Raw genomic sequence first — 14,007 nt, 5'->3', positions numbered from 1 at the left:
CGCGACTTGTCGCTGTGGGAGAAGAAGGACAGCAAGATCATGACGCTGTCCGGCGGGATGAAGCGCCGGGTGCTGATCGCCAAGGCGCTGGCGCATGAGCCGCAGATCCTGTTCCTGGACGAGCCGACGGCCGGCGTCGATGTCGAACTGCGGCAGGACATGTGGCGGCTGGTCCGCACGCTGCGCGACCAGGGCGTCACCATCATCCTGACCACCCATTACATCGACGAGGCCGAGGAGATGGCCGACCGGATCGGGGTGATCCGCAAGGGCGAGATCATCCTGGTCGAGGACAAGGCCGAGCTGATGCACAAGCTGGGCAGGAAGCAGCTGACGCTGCAGCTGCAGGCGCCGCTGGACAGCGTGCCCGAATCCCTGGCCGCGCATCACCTCGCGCTGTCGGCCGACGGGACGGAACTGGTCTACACCTACGACACCCAGGGCGAGCGCACCGGCATCACCGCCGTGCTGCAATCCCTGTCCGATGCCGGGATCCGATTCAAGGACCTCCGCACCAGCCAGAGCTCGCTGGAGGAGATCTTCGTCAAGCTGGTGAGCGAACGGTCATGAACCTCTACGCGATCCGCGCGATCTATCTCTCCGAGATGGCGCGCACCGGGCGCACCCTGATGCAGAGCATCCTGTCGCCGGTGATCTCGACCTCGCTGTACTTCGTGGTCTTCGGCTCGGCCCTCGGCACCCGCATCGAGCAGATCCACGGCGTCAGCTACGGCGCCTTCATCGTGCCCGGGCTGATCATGCTGTCGCTGCTGACGCAGAGCATCTCCAACGCCTCGATCGGCATCTATTTCCCGAAATTCATCGGCACGATCTACGAGCTGCTGTCAGCGCCCGTGTCTTATCTGGAGATCGTCGTCGCCTATGTCGGAGCGGCGGCCACCAAGTCGATCATCCTCGGCGTCATCATTCTCGCCACGGCCGGGCTGTTCGTGCCGCTGCAGGTGGTGCACCCCGTCTGGATGGTGGTGTTCCTGCTGCTGACCGCCGTCACCTTCAGCCTGTTCGGCTTCATCATCGGCATCTGGGCCGACGGATTCGAGAAGCTGCAGGTGATCCCGCTGCTGATCATCACGCCGCTCACCTTCTTGGGCGGCAGCTTCTACTCGATCACCATGCTGCCGCCCTTCTGGCAGACCGTGGCGATGTTCAACCCCGTGGTCTACCTGATCAGCGGCTTCCGCTGGAGCTTCTACGGCGTGGCGGACGTCAATGTCGCCGTCAGCTTGGGCATGACCCTGGCCTTCCTGGCGATCTGCCTGGCCGTGGTCGGCTGGATCTTCAGGACCGGGTACCGGCTGAAGACCTGACAGATCGCCTCCGGCGATCGGCGCTCGCGGTCACCGGCGCCGATCACGCATCGGGACCGGCGGTCCGGAGGGCTCGGCCCAAACAGCGGGCCCATCGGCGTGCTGGTCCGAAAACCGCGCGACGAGATAGTCGATGAAGGCGTTCACGGCTGGCGACAGGCTCCGGCGCGCCCGGAACAGCGCGTGAATGTCGGTCGCATCGCGGCGATGGTCGGCAAGGATAGGCACGAGACGCTGCGCCCCCACATCCGCCGCAGCCAGAAACGTCGGCAGCCAGCCTATCCCCACGCCGCCCAGGAGGGTGACCCGGACGGTCGCCGGATCGTTGATCGACAGGCGTGGATTGACCTCGACGCTGACGGGCCCGTCCCGGCTCTCGATCCACCACGTCCTCGGCCCGGGCGGCCCGCCCTTGTCCACGATGTCATGCGCGGAGAGGTCGGCCAGCCGGCTGGGCGCGCCCCGGCGTTGCAGATAGGCGGGACTGGCGAACAGGCCGAACTCGATATGGGCGAGCTTCCGGGCGACGAGGCTGGAATCCTCGAGCCGCCCCACGCGCAGGACGACATCGAAATCCTCGCCCACCGGATCGACGCGTCGATTGTCCAGCTCGAGCGCAAACCGGATCTCGGGATACCGCTCGAGAAATCCGGGCAGGAGAGGCGCGAGCAGCGCATGACCTGCCGTGAAGGGCGCGCTGACACGAAGCAGCCCGCGCGGCACGGCGCCAAGCCGGCCCACGGCGATCTCGGCGTCCTCGACCTCGCCCAGGATCCGGTGAGCATGCTGAAGGAAGAGGGCGCCGGTTTCCGTGAGGGTCATCCGCCGGTTCGAACGCTGCATGAGCGAGGCGCCGACGCTGGCCTCGAGGCGCGCGAGATCCCGGCTCACGGTCGATTTGGGCTTGCCCAATGCCCTTGCCGCGCGGGTCAGGCTCCCCAGTTCGGCGATCTTGACGAAGAGCCGCACATGGTTGAGATCGCCGATTCTTTGTTCGTGCATGGGAACATGATGTTTCGGATATGCACCATTGTCCACCGAGAGGAACGGAGCGATATGCCCTCCATGATCGTTTCGAGGAACACCGATGCACGCCAAGACCAACGTTCTGCTTATCGGCGCGACCGGCATGCTGGGCGCCAGGATCGCAGAAGCCCTCCTCGCCAAGCCGCAGGCCGAGCTGACATTGCTGGTGCGGAAGGAGACGCTCGTCTCCGGCGCCAAGAAGGCACAGCTTGACCACCTCGTCCGGCGCGGCGCCGCCCTTCTCGAAGGCGACCTCGCGGATCACGCCAGTCTCGTCGCTGCGACCCGCGGGATCGATGTCGTCGTCTCCGCGGTCCAGGGGATGCGCGAGACGATCGTCGATGGCCAGCTTGCCCTGCTGGACGCCGCCAGGCGCAATGGCGTCCGTCGCATCCTGCCGTCGGACTTCGCGATTGATCTGTTCAAGCTGGAGCCCGGCAGCCACCCGATGCTCGATTGGCGCCGCGAGGCGGACGAGGCGATCGCCCGGAGCGGCCTTGAGCATGTCCACGTGCTGAATGGCGCGTTCCACGAGGTGGTGGTAGCGCCGTTCTTCCAGATGTTCGATCTCGAGGCTGGCACGGCCGCCTATTGGGGCGACGAGGAGGTCCCCTTCGATGTCACCACAGTCGCCGATACCGCTCTCTACACCGCTGAGGCGGCGCTCGATCCGATGCTGCCGAGCGGCAAGCTCTCCGTCGCCGGGGATCAGATCACGGTGAAGGAGGCGATCCGCGCCGTGGAACGCGCTCTCGACCGGCGCTTCGAGACACGCCATCTCGGGTCGGTCGACGACCTCGAGCGCTGGATCGCCGACACCAAGGCCACGGATCCGGATTTCTGGGCCCCGATCGCCGCGCAGTACCAGTGGGCGATGGTGTCGGGCAGGGCAAAGCTCACCGATCTGGCGAATGGTCGGTATCCCGAGATCAGGCCCTTGAGCTTCGCCGCCTTCATGGCCGCCCGCGTTCCGCCGGGCGCCTGATCGGCCCGGTGCGGCCCATAGCAATGCCGCCATGCCTTAATTCGGGTTAACATCTCCAGGGACGATGGCAGGTTGGCCGACAATCGGGCCGGGGGATCCGGACCCGCGACGGAAGGAACCGCCATGCCTGAGCGTTCACGGCGGCCGCTGCTGTGGCTGCTGCTCCTGCCCTATATCGGGCTCCTGTGGGTGCCGTTCTACAATGCGCGGGAGCCGGAGATCCTGGGCTTTCCGTTCTTCTACTGGTACCAGTTCGCCTGGGTGCCGCTGACCGCGCTGATCATCTGGGTCGCCTATCGGAGCGTGCGCCATGACGACTGAGCTGGACGTCGTCGCCATCGCCGTCTTCGCCTTCTTCTTCATCCTGGTCACGGTCATGGGCTTCATGGCCGCCCGCTGGAAGCGGGGCGAGACGCTGGCCCATATCGACGAATGGGGGCTGGGCGGCCGCAAATTCGGCACCTGGGTCACCTGGTTCCTGGTCGGCGGCGACTTCTACACCGCCTACACCGTGATCGCGGTGCCGGCCGCGGTCTACGCTGCCGGCGCCTATGGCTTCTTCGCCTTGCCCTACACCATCATCGTCTATCCCTTCGTCTTCCTGGTGATGCCGAAGCTGTGGAAGCGGGCGAAGGACCATGGCTACGTCACCGCCGGCGACGTGGTGTTCGGCCAGTACGGCTCGCGCGGGCTGGAGCTGGCGGTTGCGATCACCGGCGTGCTCGCCGTGATGCCCTATATCGCGCTGCAGCTGGTCGGCATGGCCGCCGTGATCAAGGCGCTGGGGCTGACCGGTGAGCTGCCGCTGGCGATCGCCTTCATCATCCTGGCGCTCTACACCTATTCCGCCGGCCTGCGGGCGCCGGCGCTGATCGCCTTCGTCAAGGACATCATGATCTACATCGCGGTGCTGGCCGCGGTGGCGCTGATCCCGTGGGAGCTCGGCGGCTACGGCGCCGTGTTCCAGGCGGCCGACCAGGCCTTCCAGGCCAAGGGCGCGGGCGGGCTGCTGCTCGGCGGCAACCAGATGGTGGCCTACGCCACGCTGGCGCTGGGCTCGGCCCTCGCCGCCTTCATGTACCCGCACACCCTGACCGGCATCTTCGCCTCGGCCAGCGCCAACACCATTCGCAAGAACGCGGCGCTGCTGCCGGCCTATACGCTGCTGCTCGGCCTGCTGGCCCTGCTCGGCTATATGGGCCATGCCGCGCATCTCAACGTCGCCAGCCCGAACGACGTGGTGCCGGCGCTGTTCCAGACGCTGTTCCCGAGCTGGTTCGCCGGCTTCGCCTTCGCCGCCATCGCCATCGGCGCCCTGGTGCCGGCGGCGGTGATGAGCATCGGCGCCGCCAACCTGTTCACCCGCAACTTCTGGAAGGCCTATGTCGATCCGGGCGTGAGCCACGCCGGGGAGGCGCAGGTGGCCAAGGTCACCTCACTGGTGGTCAAGGTCGGCGCCCTGCTGGTGATCGTGCTGCTGCCGACCCAGTTCGCGCTGGACCTGCAGCTGCTGGGCGGCGTCTGGATCCTGCAGACCCTGCCGGCGGTGGTGTTCGGCCTCTATGTCGGCTGGTTCCGCGCCCCGGCGCTGCTGGCCGGCTGGGCCGTCGGCTTCTTCGGCGGCAGCTGGATCGTCTGGACCGACGGCCTGAAGCCGCTGCACGCGGTGAGCTTCGGCGGCGGCTCGGTCACGGTCTATGCCGGGCTGCTGGCGCTGGCCGCCAACATCGTCGTCGCGGTGCTGGTCAACCTGGTGGCGGCGCCGCGGGTAGCGCGCACCGCCTGACGGCCGGACGGGGCGAGGCTATTCGGCCTTGCCCCGTCCCCGCGGCTTCGTCGCCTCGGCCACGGATGTCTTCGTCCGGCCCAGCAGCTCCATCAGCCGCTCGATCTCGCCCGTCTCAAGGCCCGCCGTCATCTCGGCCACCCAGTCGCCATGCGCCGCGGCCATGGCGGCGAACTGGCGTTCCCCCTCCGCGGTTAGGCGGATGACATGCTTGCGCCGGTCGGCCTGCGACTGCTCGCGCGCCACCAGCCCGTTCTCGACCAGCCGCTCGACCAGCCCGGTCATGTTGCCGTTCGAAACCATCAGCCGCTGGCTCAGCTCCCCCAAGGTCAGCCCCTGGCGCATCTTGTACAGCTGCGCCATCAGGTCGAAGCGCGGCAGGGTGGTGTCGAAGCTCTCGGCCAGGCGGCGCCGGACCTCGCGCTCGATCATCGTGGTGCAGGTCAGGAGCCGCAGCCACAGCCGCAATTCGACGCGGTGGTCCTTGGGCCGGTCGGCGACCGCGGTCTCGGCATCGATCATTCTGCTGCTGTCCTGAACACGGCCCGTGGCCACCCGATCTGCTTTAAGTTTAAAGTATAACCGCGGACCGCGCAGCCCCCGACGCCAAGACGCCCCCGGACCGGCGCCCGGCCGCTTCCGGAGCCAGCGGAGACCAGCGTGATGACCAGCAGGTGGATCGACATTCCGGCCGATGACGGCGGCCGGTTCCAGGGCTATCTGGCGGTGCCGGAGAGCGGCAGCGGCCCCGGCCTCCTGCTGCTGCAGGAGATCTTCGGCGTCAATGCCCATCTCCGCGCCGTCGCCGACCTCTATGCCGAGGAAGGCTATGTGGTGCTGGCGCCGGACCTGTTCTGGCGGCTGGAGGCGAAGGTCGACCTGGGCTATGGCGAGGCCGATATAGCCCGCGCCCGCGAGCTGCTGGGCCGGCTGGATATCAACCGTGCGGTCGCCGATTGCGGCACCGCCCTGGCGGCGCTGCGGCGGCTGCCGGAATGCCGCGGCAAGATCGGCGCGCTGGGCTTCTGCCTGGGCGGGCGCCTGGCCTATCTGACCGCGGCGCGCCACCATGTCGATGCCGCTGTCAGCTACTACGGCACCGGCATGGAACCGCTGCTGGGCGAGGCCGGAGCGGTGCGCTGCCCGATGGTGTTCCACATCCCCGAGAAGGACCGCCACCTGCCGCCACCGGTGCGTGAGGCGATCGCCGATGCCTTCGCCGAGCGCGTCGACGTGCAGCTGTTCGTCTACCCGGGCGCCGATCACGGCTTCAACGTCCCGGACCGGGCGGCCTATGACAAGCCGGCCTCGCTGATGGCCCATTCCCGCAGCCTGGCCGTGTTCCGCGCCGCAATGGGGCCGCATTACGACCTGCCGGCGCTGTGGGAGCGGCACACCGAACTGGAATTCGCCACCCGCGACGCCCGCGCCACCATGGCGACGATGGTGGCGGCCCCCTATGTCAACCACATCCCGACCATGACCGGCGGCGTCGGCCAGGAGGACCTGTACCGCTTCTACGCCAACCACTTCATCCCGAAGACGCCGGCCGACACCAGGCTTGTCCCGATCAGCCGCACCGTCGGGGTCGACCGGCTGGTCGACGAGATGCTGTTCTGCTTCACCCACGACGTCGAGATCGACTGGATGCTGCCCGGCATCCCGCCGACCGGGCGGTATGTCGAGATCCCGCTGGTCGCGATCGTCCGCTTCCGCGGCGACAAGCTGTACAACGAGCACATCTACTGGGACCAGGCCTCGGTGCTGGTGCAGATCGGCCTGCTGGATCCCAAGGGCCTGCCGGTGGCAGGTGTCGAAACGGCGCGGAAGCTGGTCGATGAGAGCCTGCCGTCCAACACCCTGATGGCCCGCTGGGCGGAGAGCGAACCGGACCGAAAGGCGTAGCTGGAATCGACCGGCCCCGGAACAATCGGGCATCGACTCCGGGGCCGGTTTCGATGAGGATGATGGTGGTCAGGGGATTTGTCGAACCGCCATTTCAGATGCGCATTCATAGCTTCATGCTGGGGATCTTGCTGGCGTCGCCGGCGGCCCTGGCCTCCCCGTCGCTCGTGGTGGCCACGACGCCGGGATCTTCCGATGACATCCTGGCGATCCGTGAGGCGGGGCCTGAAGCGGCGCTGCGCGGGCTGCGCCTGACCGCCGAGTCGGGCGATGCCGAGGCCCGGCTGCAGCTGGGCATCCGTTTCGAGGCCGGCGAAGGTGTGGACAAGGACCTCGCCGAGGCGGCCCGCTGGTACCGCCTGGCCGCCGACCGGGGCAGCGCCCGGGCCCAGGCCTATCTCGGCGACATGTACCGGGACGGCACGGGCGTCGCGCAGGACGATGCCGAAGCCGTGCGCTGGTACCGCCTGTCGGCCGCCCAGGGATACGACCGCGGCCAGACCTATCTCGGCTACATGTACCAGGACGGGCGCGGGGTCGAGCGCAGCGATGCCGCGGCGGTCCGGCTGTACCGGCTGGCGGCCGAGCAGGGCTATGTCGCGGCCCAGGTCAGCCTCGGCTACATGATCGAGAACGGCCGGGGCGCCAACCAGGACTATGCCGCCGCGGCCTATTGGTACAACCGCGCCGCCGATGCCGGATCCCCCGTCGGCCAGCGCCTGCTGGGGTCGCTGTACCGCCTCGGCCACGGCGTGCCGCAGGACGATGCCGAGGCGGTGCGCCTGTATCGCCTGGCCGCCGACCAGGGCAATGCCGAGGCCCAGACCAATCTCGGCTGGATGGCCGAGGTCGGGCGCGGCATGAAGGAGGACAAGGCCGAGGCCGTCCGCCTCTATCGCCTCGCCGCCGACCAGGGCCTGGCCCGGGCGCAGGCCAACCTGGCCTTCATGTATGATGGCGGCCGCGGCGTGGCCGAGGACCCGGCGGAGGCGGTGCGCTGGTACCGGCTGGCGGCGGCGCAGGGCTATGCCCGGGCGCAGGCCGAGTTGGGCGAGATGTACGATGCCGGCCGCGGCGTGCCGGAGAACGACGCCAAGGCGATGCGCTGGTACCGGCTGGCCGCGAAGCATGGCAGCGCCCAGGCGCAGAACAGCATCGGCATCCTGTACGAGCTCGGCCGCGGTGTCCCCGAGGACGATGCCGAGGCCGCCCGCTGGTACCGGATGTCCGCCGAGCAGGGCTATCTGCACGCCCAGAGCAATCTCGGCTGGCTGTATCACACCGGCCGCGGCGTGACCCGGGACGACGCTGAGGCCGCCCGCCTCTACCGCCTCGCCGCCGACCAGGGCCTGCCGCGGGCGCAGACCAATCTCGGCGACCTCTATCGCGACGGCCTGGGGGTCGCCCGCGACGACGCGGAAGCCGTGCGCTGGTACCGCAAGGCCGCCGACCAGGGCTTCGCCCGGGCCGAGGCCGATCTCGGCTGGATGTATGAGCGCGGCCGCGGCGTCGCCGAGGACAATGCCGAGGCAGCCCGCTGGCACCGCCGTTCGGCCGACCAAGGCTATGCCTATTCGCAGATCCATCTCGGCCGGATGTATGAGCAGGGCCTCGGGGTGGCGCAGAGCGACCTCAAGGCCATCCGCCTGTACCGCCTGGCCGCCGACCAGGGCGAGACGGAGGCCGCGCGCTATCTCGCCCGATGCTTCCAGGCCGGGCGCGGCGTGATCCAGGACGACGCCCAGGCGCTGCGCTGGTTCCGCATCGCCGCCGACAAGGGCGACGCCGAGGCGCAGAACGAGCTGGGCATCGCCTATGAGACCGGCCGCGGCATCGCCCGCGACGAGACCGAGGCGGTGATCTGGTTCGCCCGGTCGCTGACCGAGGGGGATGACGCGCCGAAATATACGGCCGCGCTGCTCGGGGCCCGGTCGCCGGCGGCCAAGGCCGCGGCGGCGCTGCGCCTGCTGGCGGCGCTCGGCTACGCCTCGGCCGAGCCTGCCGGCGGAACCGCCAGCCCGGTCCAGGCGGCGGCAGAGGCCTTCCGCCGGGCCGAGGGGCTGCCGGCGGCCGACGGCGTCGACGACGCGCTGCTGGTGGCCCTGGCGCGGAAGGAGTGGAAGGCCGGCCCGCCGTCCTGACGCCCGGACGGAATTCATGTAACCGCCGGAGGAGTCGGGCCGTACCGCTGTCGGGGGGACGTCGACGCTCCAGCGAGGACAGCATCATGAAGCGCAGCGCGATTGCGGGCCTGGCCCTGTTCGGGGTCCTGTCGGCCCTGCCGGCCATGGCCCAGACCCAGCCTCAGCAGCGCATCCGCGGCACCATCGAGGCGATGGACGGGCCGGTGATGACCATCGCCGCCCGTGGCGGCACCACCGCCACCGTGACCGTGGCCGACGACGCCACGGTGCGGACCATCGCCCCGGCCGACATCCATGACATCAAGCCCGGCACCTATATCGGCAGCGCCGCCATGCCGCAGGCGGATGGCAGCCTGCAGGCGCTGGAGGTGCAGGTGTTCCCGGAGAGCATGCGCGGCGTCGGCGAGGGCCAGCACTCCTTCGACCTGAAGCCGGGCAGCACCATGACCAACGCCACGGCCGGCGACGTCACCGGCACCGACGGCCGGGTGGTGACGATGCAGTATCAGGGCCACGAGACCAGGCTGGTGGTGCCGCCCGGTGTGCCGGTGATCACCTATGAGCCGGGCAACCGCAGCCAGCTGGTCAAGGGTGCCCATGTCATCGTCAGCGCAGTCAAGGCCGATGACGGGTCGCTGGTCTCCCACGCCGTCCAGGTCGGCAAGGACGGTCTGGTGCCGCCGATGTAACCGGCGGCACGGAGCGGGGCGTCAGATCAGCTTGCTGCGCCCCAGCTCGGCCTTGAGATAGGCGTAGAACACCGGCGCTGCGATCACCCCCGGCACGCCGAACGCCGCCTCCATCAGCAGCATGGCGATCAGGATCTCCCAGGCCCGGGCATGGATCTGGGTGCCGACGATCTTGGCGTTGATGAAGTATTCCAGCTTGTGGATGATCACCAGGAAGGCCAGCGACGCCGCGGCGACATAGACCGACAGGCTGAGGCTGATCACCACGATCACGGTGTTCGAGATCAGGTTGCCGATCACCGGCAGCAGGCCGACCACGAAGGTGACCACGATCATGGTCTTGGTCAGCGGCAGGTGGATGCCGAAGGCCGGCAGGACGCCGACCAGATAGATCGCGGTCAGCACCGTGTTGAGGGCGGAGATTCGCACCTGGGCGAAGACGACGCGGCGGAACGACAGCGCCAGCAGCCGCGCCCGCTCCGCCAGCGCCCGGGCCAGCGGGCCGCGCCCCGGCTTCTCGGTCAGGTCGGCGACGGCGATCATCCCGCCGATCACCAGCCCGATGATGATGTGGACCAGGATGCGGCCGACATCGGTGGTCAGCCGCAGCAGCTCCCGCGCATGGTCGCGCAGCGACTGCGCAATCATGGTATCGAGATCCTGGCCGCTGTTCGGGATATAGGCGACGATCCAGGGCGGCAGCTGCTGGCTGGCCTGCTCCACCGCCTCCGCCATCTTGCGCATCACCGCGACCAGGCCCTGCGGCCGGTCGGTGAGGAACGAGATCAGCTCGATCGCGCCGAAGACCAGGGCCACGCTGATCACCGCCGTGAACAGGCCGAGAGCGATGATGCGGCCGATGTTCGGCAGGAAGCCGAAGCGCCGGAACGCCGGCGCCGCCACATGCACCAGCTCATGGATCAGGAGGCCCGCCAGCAGCGCGGCGAGCAGCCCGAACCAGAGGGTGCCGAGCAGGGCCAGGCCGGCCAGGATCTGCGCCGAGATCTCGATGCGGCGCTCGCGCACGGACGGGCCGGGAGCCGCAGGGACCACGGCCGCGCTCTCCTCGCTTCGGCCGGGTTGGAAATTCATGATCTCAAAGCCTGTTCTCGACGGGACTGCGCGCAGCGTTACGAGCCCGACTCCGGACCCTAACCGGACAAATGTCAATCAAACCCTTGGCGACATGATGGCGGCAACGACGAAGCGCCGGACCTGGAGAGGCCCGGCACTGGTTCCTGCCGACCGTCCCGCCGTTCCCTACAGCTTGTACGCCGCCTTGGGCAGGCGGTAGGCGAGGTCGATGGCCACCTCCGCCGCCTCGTCCTCGTCCAGCCGGTGCTCGGCCACCAGCTGGGCCAGGTAGCGGCAGTCGATCCGGCGGGCGACGTCGTGCCGTGCCGGGATCGACGGGAAGGCGCGGGTGTCGTCGTTGAAGCCGACCGTGTTGTAGAACCCGGCCGTCTCGGTCGCCAGCTCGCGGAAGCGCAGCATGCCCTCCGGGCTGTCGAAGAACCACCAGGGCGGACCGAGCCGCAGGGTCGGGTAATGCCCGGCCAGCGGCGCCAGCTCGCGCGCATAGGTGCTCTCGTCCAGCGTGAACAGGATCACCGTCAGCTCGCGCTCGTTGCCGAAGCGGTCGAGCAGCGGCTTCAGCGCGCGGACATAGTCGGTCCGGGTCGGGATGTCGGCTCCCTTGTCGCGGCCGAAGTCGCGCTGCAGCGTCGGGTTGTGGTTGCGGAAGGAACCGGGATGGATCTGCATCACCAGCCCGTCCTCCAGGCTCATCCGCGCCATCTCGGTCAGCATCTGGGCCCGGAACAGCTCGGCGTCCTGCGGCTCGAAATGGCCGGTGACGATCTTCTCGAACAGCGTCACTGCCGGGACCGGATCGAGATCGGCCGTCGCCGCGGTCGGGTGGCCATGGTCGGTCGAGGTCGCGCCCATCTGCTTGAAGAAGCCGCGGCGCTGCTGCAGGGCGGCGAGGTAGCCGCGCCAGGAATGGGTGTCCTCGCCGGTGATCTCGCCGAGTTTCTGCAATCCCTCGCGGAAGCCGTCGAACTCCGGATCCACCACCGGGTCGGGCCGGAAGGCGGTCACCACCCTGCCCCGCCAGCCGCTGTCGCGGATCGCGCGGTGATGGTCGAGCGGATCGAGCGGCGATTCCGTGGTGGCGATGACCTCGAGGTTGAAGCGCTCGAACAGTGCCCGCGGCCGGAATTCGGGCCGCGCCAGCCGATCGGCGATGCGGTCGTAGATCCGGTCGGCGCTGGCCGGGGTCAGCCGCTCCTCCACCCCGAACAGGGTCTCGAAGGTGTGGTCGAGCCACATCCGTGTCGGAGTGCCCCGGAACAGGTGCCAATGCTCGGCGAAGCGGCGCCAGATCGCCCGCGGATCGGTCTCGACCGGCCCGCCGTCGCGGCGCGGCAGGCCGAGATCCTCCAGCCGCACGCCCTGGCTGTAGAGCATGCGGAAGATGTAGTGGTCCGGAATGATCAGCAGCGCCGCCGGGTCCGGGAACGCCTCGTTCTTCGCGTACCAGGACGGGTCGGTGTGGCCGTGCGGGCTGATCAGCGGCAGCCTGGCGACCTCGGCATAGAGGCGCCGGGCGATGTCGCGCTGGGTCGGATCCGGCGAGAACAGACGGTCCGGGTGCAGGGTCATGCGACGGCTTTCGGCTGCGGACGCCAATCGGCGTATTTCGGGTGGTCCCGGCCGATCGGAAGCTCGATCGCGATGCCGGCTTCCGCAGAATGGAACAACGCCGTCGCCAGTTCCAGCGACCGGCGCGCATCGTCCAGTGTCACCGGCAGCGGGCCGCCGCTCTCCAGCGCCGCGTGATAGGCGCCGAGCTGGCCGGCGAAGCGCGACGGCACCGGCTGCCAGCCCGCCAGCGCCTCCTCGATCCGCTGCCCGATCTCGGGCGAGGCCGGCAGGATCTGCCACGGGCCGTCGCCGGGGGCGTAGGGCTTGAGGCCGCTCTCGAAGGTGACGTTCTCGAAGCAGAAGCGCAGCCGGCTGATCTCGACCTGCGAGCCGAGGGTGGCGGCCAGCGACACCAGGGCGCCGTTCTGCATCACCAGGCTGGCCACGGCGCAGTCCTCGACCTCGATCGGATTCACCCGGGTTGCGGTGCGGCAATAGACCGAGGCCACCGGCCCGAGGAGCCAGGTCATGATGTCGTGCGAATGGATGGCATGGGTCAGCAGCACGCCGCCGAGCTCGGTGTCCAGTCGGCCGCGCCAGGGCACGGAGTAGTATTTCGCGCCGCGGTTCCAGGCCGTCTCCACCGTCGCCAGATACGGCTTTCCGGCGATCCCGGACTCGATGATGTGCCTGGCCCGCTGCAGCCCGTCGCCGTAGCGGTACTGGAAGATCGGCATCACCCGCCCCGGCGCCTCTGCCTCCGCCTTCACCACCCGGTCGAGATCGGCCAGCGACCCGACCAGCGGCTTTTCGCAGATCACCTGCTTGCCGGCCGCGAGCGCCGCCAGGATCTGGCCGATATGCACGGTGGGCGGGGTGCAGATATCGACCACCTCGATCTCCGGCATCCGCAGGATCTCGTCGAAGCTGGTGGTCCGCGCGGCGATGCCGAACTCGTCGCCGATCTCGGTCAGGCGCTGCGGGTTCAGGTCGCAAATCGCCGCGACCCGGAACTTGTCGGCATGGGCGGAATAGCCCTCGGCGATGTGCCCCTTGCCAATACCGAGGCCGACGACGGCAACATTGTGGATCGCCATGGTCAGACCCTCCCGCCTTCGGCCAGCGCCTGCGCCTGCAGCGCCAGCTCCATCGCCTTGAAGCAATGCGCCTGGGTCATCGCCGTCTCCGTCCGCTCCAGCACATCGGCCACCAACTGGCGGCCGAAGGGCAGCTCGACCTGGCTGCAGTCGATCCGCTGCATGCCCTTGCGGTCGACCAGGATCAGGTGGTCGGTGCCGTCCTGGCCGGTCGGGTCGACATATTTCCGCAGCTCGATATAGCCCTCGGTGCCGAGGATGGTCAGACGGCCGTCGCCCCAGGTCGGCAGCCCGTCCGGCGTGAACCAGTCGATCCGGATATAGCCGGTGGCGTCCGGGCTGTGCAGCAGCGCCTCGCCGAAATCCTGCAGCTCCGGCGTCTCCTGGTTGGCGCGGTTGGC

At 68.8% G+C, this 14,007-nt stretch carries 13 protein-coding genes and 1 pseudogene; 8 read left to right on the top strand and 6 right to left on the bottom strand.

The window, feature by feature from the left end:
- Window positions 1-570: ABC transporter ATP-binding protein (locus ABDW35_RS19140; RefSeq protein ID WP_343715479.1), on the top strand; the 570-nt coding region annotated here is incomplete at its 5' end.
- Window positions 567-1,328: an ABC transporter permease gene (locus ABDW35_RS19135; RefSeq protein WP_343715478.1), complete on the top strand. Its 762-nt coding sequence runs from the start codon at window positions 567-569 to the stop codon at window positions 1,326-1,328. The genes ABDW35_RS19140 and ABDW35_RS19135, both read left to right, overlap by 4 nt.
- A gap of 30 nt (window positions 1,329-1,358) precedes the next feature.
- Here the strand turns inward: ABDW35_RS19135 and ABDW35_RS19130 are convergent, their stop codons facing one another.
- Window positions 1,359-2,330 carry a LysR family transcriptional regulator gene (locus ABDW35_RS19130; protein ID WP_343715477.1) on the bottom strand — a complete coding sequence of 324 codons (972 nt, stop codon included), beginning with the start codon at window positions 2,328-2,330 and terminating at the stop codon, window positions 1,359-1,361.
- A gap of 85 nt (window positions 2,331-2,415) precedes the next feature.
- On the opposite strand from ABDW35_RS19130, the gene ABDW35_RS19125 reads away from it, so the two are divergent.
- From ABDW35_RS19125 to ABDW35_RS19115, 3 genes are all read left to right on the top strand, one after another.
- Window positions 2,416-3,339: an NmrA family NAD(P)-binding protein gene (locus tag ABDW35_RS19125; RefSeq protein ID WP_343715476.1), complete on the top strand. Its 924-nt coding sequence runs from the start codon at window positions 2,416-2,418 to the stop codon at window positions 3,337-3,339.
- A gap of 123 nt (window positions 3,340-3,462) precedes the next feature.
- Window positions 3,463-3,660, top strand: coding sequence for a DUF3311 domain-containing protein (locus tag ABDW35_RS19120; protein WP_343715475.1), 198 nt, complete (start codon window positions 3,463-3,465; stop codon window positions 3,658-3,660).
- Complete coding sequence (locus ABDW35_RS19115) at window positions 3,650-5,125, top strand: sodium:solute symporter (RefSeq protein WP_343715474.1); 1,476 nt, start codon at window positions 3,650-3,652, stop codon at window positions 5,123-5,125. Before ABDW35_RS19120 ends, ABDW35_RS19115 begins: the two co-directional genes overlap by 11 nt.
- An 18-nt stretch (window positions 5,126-5,143) precedes the next feature.
- On the opposite strand, the gene ABDW35_RS19110 is transcribed toward ABDW35_RS19115, so the two are convergent.
- Window positions 5,144-5,647 carry a MarR family transcriptional regulator gene (locus tag ABDW35_RS19110; protein ID WP_343715473.1) on the bottom strand — a complete coding sequence of 168 codons (504 nt, stop codon included), beginning with the start codon at window positions 5,645-5,647 and terminating at the stop codon, window positions 5,144-5,146.
- 141 nt (window positions 5,648-5,788) lie between these two features.
- Here ABDW35_RS19110 and ABDW35_RS19105 point away from each other — a divergent pair, with 141 nt between their 5' ends.
- The 3 genes from ABDW35_RS19105 (at window position 5,789) to ABDW35_RS19095 (ending at window position 9,863) form a co-directional block, all read left to right on the top strand.
- Window positions 5,789-7,030: a dienelactone hydrolase family protein gene (locus ABDW35_RS19105; RefSeq protein WP_343715472.1), complete on the top strand. Its 1,242-nt coding sequence runs from the start codon at window positions 5,789-5,791 to the stop codon at window positions 7,028-7,030.
- 116 nt (window positions 7,031-7,146) lie between these two features.
- Complete coding sequence (locus ABDW35_RS19100) at window positions 7,147-9,171, top strand: tetratricopeptide repeat protein (protein WP_343715471.1); 2,025 nt, start codon at window positions 7,147-7,149, stop codon at window positions 9,169-9,171.
- Between the two features lie 86 nt (window positions 9,172-9,257).
- On the top strand, window positions 9,258-9,863 hold the full coding sequence (locus ABDW35_RS19095) for a DUF5666 domain-containing protein (RefSeq protein WP_343715470.1): 606 nt from the start codon (window positions 9,258-9,260) through the stop codon (window positions 9,861-9,863).
- 21 nt (window positions 9,864-9,884) lie between these two features.
- Here the strand turns inward: ABDW35_RS19095 and ABDW35_RS19090 are convergent, their stop codons facing one another.
- The 4 genes and pseudogenes from ABDW35_RS19090 to ABDW35_RS19075 all read right to left on the bottom strand — a co-directional run.
- Window positions 9,885-10,916, bottom strand: a complete 1,032-nt coding sequence (locus ABDW35_RS19090; protein ID WP_343715469.1) for an AI-2E family transporter — start codon at window positions 10,914-10,916, stop codon at window positions 9,885-9,887.
- Between the two features lie 207 nt (window positions 10,917-11,123).
- Window positions 11,124-12,527, bottom strand: coding sequence for a glucuronate isomerase (gene uxaC, locus ABDW35_RS19085; RefSeq protein ID WP_343715468.1), 1,404 nt, complete (start codon window positions 12,525-12,527; stop codon window positions 11,124-11,126).
- The gene (locus ABDW35_RS19080) at window positions 12,524-13,606 is read right to left on the bottom strand and encodes a Gfo/Idh/MocA family oxidoreductase (protein WP_343715467.1); all 1,083 of its coding nucleotides are present in this window, start codon (window positions 13,604-13,606) and stop codon (window positions 12,524-12,526) included. Before ABDW35_RS19080 ends, uxaC begins: the two co-directional genes overlap by 4 nt.
- A 2-nt stretch (window positions 13,607-13,608) precedes the next feature.
- Window positions 13,609-14,007: pseudogene (locus ABDW35_RS19075) on the bottom strand (gfo/Idh/MocA family oxidoreductase); the annotation flags it as partial.

It is taken from the genome of Inquilinus sp. (genome assembly GCF_039594555.1).
Lineage (GTDB): Bacteria > Pseudomonadota > Alphaproteobacteria > DSM-16000 > Inquilinaceae > Inquilinus.
This window is presented reverse-complemented; position numbering and strand designations above follow the sequence as displayed.

What these genes read in the sequence shown, in the direction of transcription:
- ABDW35_RS19100 (WP_343715471.1), top strand. Translation starts at nt 7,147, where the DNA reads ATGCTGGGGATCTTGCTGGCGTCGCCGGCGGCCCTGGCCTCCCCGTCG.
- ABDW35_RS19130 (WP_343715477.1), bottom strand. Translation starts at nt 2,330, where the DNA reads ATGCACGAACAAAGAATCGGCGATCTCAACCATGTGCGGCTCTTCGTC.
- ABDW35_RS19105 (WP_343715472.1), top strand. Translation starts at nt 5,789, where the DNA reads ATGACCAGCAGGTGGATCGACATTCCGGCCGATGACGGCGGCCGGTTC.
- ABDW35_RS19120 (WP_343715475.1), top strand. Translation starts at nt 3,463, where the DNA reads ATGCCTGAGCGTTCACGGCGGCCGCTGCTGTGGCTGCTGCTCCTGCCC.
- ABDW35_RS19110 (WP_343715473.1), bottom strand. Translation starts at nt 5,647, where the DNA reads ATGATCGATGCCGAGACCGCGGTCGCCGACCGGCCCAAGGACCACCGC.
- ABDW35_RS19095 (WP_343715470.1), top strand. Translation starts at nt 9,258, where the DNA reads ATGAAGCGCAGCGCGATTGCGGGCCTGGCCCTGTTCGGGGTCCTGTCG.
- ABDW35_RS19080 (WP_343715467.1), bottom strand. Translation starts at nt 13,606, where the DNA reads ATGGCGATCCACAATGTTGCCGTCGTCGGCCTCGGTATTGGCAAGGGG.
- ABDW35_RS19135 (WP_343715478.1), top strand. Translation starts at nt 567, where the DNA reads ATGAACCTCTACGCGATCCGCGCGATCTATCTCTCCGAGATGGCGCGC.
- ABDW35_RS19125 (WP_343715476.1), top strand. Translation starts at nt 2,416, where the DNA reads ATGCACGCCAAGACCAACGTTCTGCTTATCGGCGCGACCGGCATGCTG.
- uxaC (WP_343715468.1), bottom strand. Translation starts at nt 12,527, where the DNA reads ATGACCCTGCACCCGGACCGTCTGTTCTCGCCGGATCCGACCCAGCGC.
- ABDW35_RS19115 (WP_343715474.1), top strand. Translation starts at nt 3,650, where the DNA reads ATGACGACTGAGCTGGACGTCGTCGCCATCGCCGTCTTCGCCTTCTTC.